Genomic DNA, 6049 nt, shown 5'->3' on the forward strand with positions numbered 1-6049 from the left:
AACAGGGACTCCCTCTAAAGCGCGAAGAGCTGATCCCCTAATCATAGGGACATTATCATAACCCTTGCTCTCAAGCAGTTCACTAAGCTCCATCTCAGTTAATTCAGCCATTTTTTCGTCAACGCCAGGAGCATCCATTTTATTTATGAATACCACTATCTGACGAACATTCACCTGACGAGCTAGCAGAACATGCTCATACGTCTGTGGCATCGGCCCATCTGTCGCAGCAACAACAAGAATTGCTCCATCCATTTGAGCAGCACCAGTAATCATGTTCTTGATGTAGTCAGCATGTCCAGGGCAATCGGCGTGACCATAGTGCCTATTTTCCGTTTCGTACTCAACGTGAGTCTTATCAATCGTTATCCCACGATCTTGCTCCTCCTGAGTCTTATCGATGTCTTTATAGCTCATAGCCTTCGACAGACCCCTCTTCGCGAGCACAGTAGTGATCGCGGCCGTCAAAGTCGTTTTACCATGATCGACGTGCCCGATTGTTCCGATGTTAACATGCGGCTTATCCCGCTTATATGTCTCCTTTGCCACCTAACTCCCTCCAAACAGCAACGCACATCCGAAATTAAACATACAGTGCCCAAAACATAACGAAAGAGCACCCTACAATGTGACACAAGACGCCCACGCGCGAGCCCTTCGCCAACCCCCTCATCGCCCTAATAACTTGACCAAGACGATCAAAACGCACTCTGAATCGACACGCAGAAACGAATGCAACACTCGCCAGAGTGAAATGCCCAAGATAGGAATCGAACCTACGACCACTTGCTTACCATGCAAGAGCTCTACCACTGAGCTACACGGGCATGCATTCAAAGTAATCTTGCCAATCAGCCAGCGAAAAAACACGGACCGAAGAAGATGCACGATTCTAACACAGACAGCTCTACGATTCAAGAGACGATTCTATAGATTGATAGAAGTCTCCTATCTCTCGCGGTAGACAATCCTCGCCTTAGTCAAGTCGTAAGACGTCAACTCAATTACGACGTCATCTCCAGGATAAACCCGAATATTACGCATCCGTAACTTGCCGCTTAAGTAAGCCAAAACGTAGACACCGTTCTCTAACAAAACTTTAAAGGTCATATTAGGCAAAGACTCACGCACTTTGCCTTTCATACGAAACGTATTCTCCTTAGATTCCTTTACCATGCTGCAAGCTTTGAACTCATTGTGATACCCTCGATGTGAACTGAAATAGCCATTACGACTCCAAAATCCTCAGTGATATTAATCAAAACATAGCTAATTTGAAATCTTTTTGAAGAGAATGACCTGTTCAATCTTGAAAACTGACCAATTCAGAAAAGCTCTAAAGAGGATCATATGACCTTTCTGAACGGTTCCGATCAAGAAAAATTCCTTATTATTTGCAAACAACGACAAACAAGGTGGGAAGAAGAGTTCACGCTCTTGCCTTCCATTCAAAAAAAATACGACCTGTTAATTGCTACCGGCAAACACATATTCAATAAAGGAGAAACTCCTAAATCAGATTTTGTTCGCGTGCCAGGATGCCAAAGCAAAACATTTCTTAAAGCAACAAGGGAAAACGAACTGGTCTTTTTTTTTGGCAAAAGCGATGCTCTCATTTCCAGCGGTCTTCTAGCTATTTTACTAAATATTTATTCAGGGCTACCCCCACTTACCGTACTCACATGCCCCCCAAAATTCATAGAACGAATAGGTTTCAATCAATTTTTGAGTCTAAACCGAGCAACAGGCTTATATCAAATCTATCTTCAAATACAAAAAGAATCGGCACGAATTATAAACCAAAGCGAAATGTAATTTACAAGCTGTCGAATCGGGCAAACAAATATAAGAACACAAAGTAAACCTCTATAGAAGTTTGACTTCCTTCAAGAAGAAGTGAAGTTCTAGGACTGCTTGAAGCGGTTTAGTATAGTAAGAAAAAGAAGATGGACAAAGAACGGCCCAAACAGCACCGCAAATAAGAGCGCCGCTTGCCATGCTAACGAAATCTCCGCGAGATTGTCGAAGATCATTGACATAAGAGCTATCCAAAAATGGAGATTTCATAATGTCAGGGCACCAACTCTCAAGTAAACGTGTAATCAAGCGAGTTAGCGCATAAAGACCAATGCAAAACCCAAGCCATCCTGGAATAGTTTGTGCAATCATAAACAAAAGAACAGTTGTAATGAAAAATGCAACAAATTCAACCCACGAAAGCGCTGTGTCTAAGTCACTTCCATGTTCAACAAAAGTTCTAGCACAACGAATAGCACATTCAACAGCAGCAGAAGATACTGTCACAACAGAGACAGCAGACGAAACGCTAATTCCAAGAGCCTGGAATGCAACTGAAGAAACAATTCCACCAGCCGCATCGCACAAAGAGGAAACACATCTAACAGCAGACACATTGTTTCTAAAGAAACCAGACACAGTCCCACTTCCAGACAACCAACTACACGCCGAAGCTACACTTCCTAACATAAAGCAACACCTTCCTAGAAAAGAGTATTATATGAGTCCCTTGTACAGAAAAACATGGCACCTATCGTGGGCATTGTACAACAATATATCAAACCATCGCAATAAATCTAAATTAGGCAAGTGTGGATTTGCCGTGTGTAACGGCTATCAAAAGAATCGATAGAAATAAATACAATAATCTCACCTTAGAAGAAATTGACCTGACCAAAGTGCGAAGATCAACTTGGAGAGTACAGCAGAAATAGTACTCCATTAAGTAAATACAACTGCTCAAGAAAGCTAAAGATCCCAATAACCAAAGCCCTTTAAGTGCCAATTCAAAACTTAAAAAAATCATCAGACATGCACTACCCCATAAAACACAATGAGATACAATCCGACTTTTACCAAATACTTCCCTCAAATTTTTATTCTTTAAGTAAACCAATCCGGCTTCGAAGCAATTCAAAGACAAACCAAACCCAGATAGAAAACATGATATCACAGAAACAGGGATAGGCAGAGCAGTAGCGGATACAACAGAAGGAAGAAAAAAGCAAAAGGTCGGAGAAACATCCCTGAATAAAAATGTACCAATACGAGACATGACCAAGTCCAAAAGCAACAAATCTAATAAATAGATTATTTTAGCTTCTGGACAGAAAAATATCGAACTTCTTTCGCTTGCCACAATCTTTAAACATCAAATACAAGCACATTAACTAATGTGTTAAATTAGCCACATTGCATTGTAATTGCAAATTAAAACTATTTCGTATTCTTCATGTGAAACAGCAAAACTTGGAGAAGAATAGGAACAGATAGAGAAATAAGAGACGACAATACAGAAAGAAGGCCCTTGCTCTCAACTTGTATAATTCCTGAAATTTTAAATAGCAAAATCATTAAAGATATGCATAGAAAGTTTGCCCATTGTTTTTGAAATGCATAAGAAAACAGGCAGTAGATACCAGTCAATCCTCCACCCCATAGGACAAATCCCGTTAGCAAATTAAAGAAAATAATCATTTTTTCAAAACTAGAGAAGTTAAGTATAGAGGTAGCAGATGCACTTGTACCAATTATCTCAAAAATACGACTGCGCACACTTTCAAGCGCAACTAAATCAGGAATAAAAGAAAAAACAACCAATTCAGATAAAGCAGCTGCTACTCCAGAATAACCGGCTCCTAGTAAACAGATCCTAGAAAAAGTAGATCCTGCTGCAGATGACGCACTAAAACATATTCCCGACAAGAACAATAATTTGCATATTTTCTCCATAAAATAAAAAAGTCTGGTTAATCGACCATAACAACCGTCCTTTGACAAAGGAACACCTCTGTCTCTAGGCCATGTTGTTAAACAATAAACTCTTTTACTTATACTAGACATGCAGCCACCTAGAATGGGACATAGACAAACATGATAAACCAAACGACGAATACAAAAACATATTGATCAAATGTTAGTATGCGCAACATTGATAAGAATGAAAGTTTTCATTAATCGATCAAGTAAACAATATCTCTAAAAGCCACGACGCCTAGTAATATCACAAAAGTTGCAGATAGCCAGCCAGGAGGGAACCAAGAACAAAATTTAATTTTTCCTTCAAGCATCAATGATAAACAACTGATAGACCACAGAATAAGAATTACGAACATCAACGGTGGCAAATAAAAAATATAGCTCAGAGCTGTAACCACAACTCCTAATGCCATCACACAAGTAAACGTTTCAGCCATTAAATCTAAATGGGTTGATTTCGATACTGAATTCCAATCAAATAATTTTAACCCCTTCCACAAGCGTTTCAATTGAACAACAGCGCCAATAACACTAAAACAAACAGCTGCTACTACAAGAACTCTTAGAAAAGTTGTCGCACAACCACCAAACTGAGATGCATAACAACAGGCACTTAAAGCATGAGAAACGAACTTAGCTGCGCATCTCGACATGGAAACATAATTCTTACAAAAAGATTTAGCTTGTGTAGTTGCTTGTTTAGTAAATGTTGTAGGTCCAGTCACCTGTGGCCTCATTTGATATTCGTTGTGCAATCATGCTAACATTGCAAATGTTTATATAAAGACTAAATTTTTTCTAATGGGATAATGGAAATACCAGTAAACCCTTTAAACCAAAAAAACAAGAAAAATGTTAAAGAAATGATTATGATCTGTATATCAAGTTGCCTACTTGGAGTCAAATTATCCAGATCTAGATAAAAGAAGAAGTGAAGAAAGCTCCAAACTAGCAAAAATGTTGCACTAAGAAACGAAATTCCAAAAGAACTGAAAATAAATGAAACTGCAGCCACCATAGACGTCAACAATGTAACCAAAAAAGCAGAACAGTAAGCCAATTTCTTCCAAGTAGAATACAAATCATCACTACGAAAAATCGGAATGCTTTTCCAGATAGAACAATGCATCAAACCTAAATTGTAACAAGCAGAGAACAATCTTAAATTGTAACAAGCAGAGAACAATCTTTCGCTACCAGCTAAAAGAAGGAATATTGAAACCTCATACATAAAAAACTTCATAGTGCCTTTTTTTATACGCATTGCGTTCCCAAAGAGAATCAAGCCTGAAGACAATTGATGGAAAGACTCCAAAAGACACTTACAATTAGCTCCAAAGATAACAGAGTGGTGCACGTTTACACTCCCTTATTTTTGTAAAAAGGTTAGTTTCAATCAGTGGTGAGTATCTTTTTATCAATTACTAAATAGATGAACATCTTTGCATGTTGCGATTAAAAGCAATATTGATACGCACCATAAGACGCCATCCATCCACGGCCTAATGTGACGGAACGACAGGTATTGTTGTAAATCCAATGAACCATAACGTCATCAATACGTTCAAGCAGAACAGAAAATCTTCTAATAGACATTGCCAAAGAGCTTCAAGAGACTTGCAAAAGTCCAATATAAGATAAAGGACCGACCATAGTGATAGCATAACCAAACTGAACGCGCAAAGAGACGACAATGAAATGAATAGAGATGCTACAGAAAAAAGAAAAACCCAGATCTTTACGGCAACCGATACCTTTTCAGAAAATGGCACGGAGCTTTCTATGAAACGATTAACAGATGACATAGTTTGACCCTGATTCAGGATCTCTGGATACGATACGATACCAAACAAAGATAAAGAGCCAATAGCACACTTGACTCCTACCAAGGCTAATAATGATCCAGAACAAAAAGCAAATACCTTTACAGCTAGCGATTGCACACGAAAACTATTTCCCAAAAGGATCATGCCAGAAGCCACTATCAATTCATAAACTCCAAAAGTGTGATGTACACTACTCCCCTAATCGATTATGAAATCAATCAACTTGGGAAAATAGGGATAGTCACAAACCCAATAAACCATAGCGTCATTAACATGTTCAAACACAGCATAAGATCTTCTAATACACATCTCCAAATATGAGATAGGCTCTTCAACAAATCCAAAAGAAGGTAAACAATTGCCCAAACCAAAATCATAACCAAGCTAAACGTGCAAAAAGATGACAAATGGGAAAAGAACGACGCAACAGCAAAAAGCGCAATAAC

At 38.8% G+C, this 6049-nt stretch carries 10 protein-coding genes and 1 tRNA gene; 1 reads left to right on the plus strand and 10 read right to left on the minus strand.

Translation table 11 applies throughout. From position 1 onward, the window contains the following. The 3 genes from GCCT14_RS05245 to infA all read right to left on the minus strand — a co-directional run. Positions 1-549 (minus strand): GTP-binding protein (locus tag GCCT14_RS05245; protein WP_157952662.1); only part of this gene is annotated, 549 nt, incomplete at its 3' end. A 206-nt stretch (positions 550-755) separates the two neighbouring features. Beyond that, a tRNA-Thr gene (locus tag GCCT14_RS05250) sits at positions 756-827 on the minus strand. A 121-nt stretch (positions 828-948) separates the two neighbouring features. After that, positions 949-1176 carry a translation initiation factor IF-1 gene (gene infA, locus GCCT14_RS05255; RefSeq protein ID WP_108624486.1) on the minus strand — a complete coding sequence of 76 codons (228 nt, stop codon included), beginning with the start codon at positions 1174-1176 and terminating at the stop codon, positions 949-951. A 174-nt stretch (positions 1177-1350) separates the two neighbouring features. Here infA and GCCT14_RS05260 point away from each other — a divergent pair, with 174 nt between their 5' ends. Continuing rightward, positions 1351-1815, plus strand: coding sequence for a SufE family protein (locus GCCT14_RS05260; protein ID WP_108624487.1), 465 nt, complete (start codon positions 1351-1353; stop codon positions 1813-1815). A gap of 51 nt (positions 1816-1866) precedes the next feature. Here GCCT14_RS05260 and GCCT14_RS05265 read toward each other — a convergent pair whose 3' ends face one another. The 7 genes from GCCT14_RS05265 to GCCT14_RS05465 all read right to left on the minus strand — a co-directional run. Continuing rightward, positions 1867-2487, minus strand: coding sequence for a hypothetical protein (locus GCCT14_RS05265; protein ID WP_108624488.1), 621 nt, complete (start codon positions 2485-2487; stop codon positions 1867-1869). Positions 2488-2599: 112 nt separating this feature from the next. Beyond that, on the minus strand, positions 2600-3073 hold the full coding sequence (locus tag GCCT14_RS05270) for a hypothetical protein (protein ID WP_192875518.1): 474 nt from the start codon (positions 3071-3073) through the stop codon (positions 2600-2602). A 161-nt stretch (positions 3074-3234) separates the two neighbouring features. Then, positions 3235-3861, minus strand: coding sequence for a hypothetical protein (locus GCCT14_RS05275; RefSeq protein WP_108624490.1), 627 nt, complete (start codon positions 3859-3861; stop codon positions 3235-3237). Positions 3862-3971: 110 nt separating this feature from the next. Continuing rightward, positions 3972-4514 carry a hypothetical protein gene (locus GCCT14_RS05280; protein ID WP_108624491.1) on the minus strand — a complete coding sequence of 181 codons (543 nt, stop codon included), beginning with the start codon at positions 4512-4514 and terminating at the stop codon, positions 3972-3974. Positions 4515-4564: 50 nt separating this feature from the next. Continuing rightward, positions 4565-5008 (minus strand): hypothetical protein, encoded by a 444-nt coding sequence (locus tag GCCT14_RS05285; RefSeq protein ID WP_157952664.1) that lies wholly within the window; start codon positions 5006-5008, stop codon positions 4565-4567. Between the two features lie 271 nt (positions 5009-5279). Further along, positions 5280-5765, minus strand: a complete 486-nt coding sequence (locus tag GCCT14_RS05290; RefSeq protein ID WP_157952665.1) for a hypothetical protein — start codon at positions 5763-5765, stop codon at positions 5280-5282. Positions 5766-5821: 56 nt separating this feature from the next. Next, positions 5822-6049: hypothetical protein (locus tag GCCT14_RS05465; RefSeq protein ID WP_204592964.1), on the minus strand; the 228-nt coding region annotated here is incomplete at its 5' end.

Source organism: Candidatus Similichlamydia epinepheli (genome assembly GCF_003056015.1).

Bases quoted from the DNA above. Each gene is read 5' to 3' on its own strand.
- infA (WP_108624486.1), bottom strand. From the start codon at position 1,176: ATGGTAAAGGAATCTAAGGAGAATACGTTTCGTATGAAAGGCAAAGTG.
- GCCT14_RS05260 (WP_108624487.1), top strand. From the start codon at position 1,351: ATGACCTTTCTGAACGGTTCCGATCAAGAAAAATTCCTTATTATTTGC.
- GCCT14_RS05265 (WP_108624488.1), bottom strand. From the start codon at position 2,487: ATGTTAGGAAGTGTAGCTTCGGCGTGTAGTTGGTTGTCTGGAAGTGGG.
- GCCT14_RS05270 (WP_192875518.1), bottom strand. From the start codon at position 3,073: ATGTCTCGTATTGGTACATTTTTATTCAGGGATGTTTCTCCGACCTTT.
- GCCT14_RS05275 (WP_108624490.1), bottom strand. From the start codon at position 3,861: ATGTCTAGTATAAGTAAAAGAGTTTATTGTTTAACAACATGGCCTAGA.
- GCCT14_RS05280 (WP_108624491.1), bottom strand. From the start codon at position 4,514: ATGAGGCCACAGGTGACTGGACCTACAACATTTACTAAACAAGCAACT.
- GCCT14_RS05285 (WP_157952664.1), bottom strand. From the start codon at position 5,008: ATGTATGAGGTTTCAATATTCCTTCTTTTAGCTGGTAGCGAAAGATTG.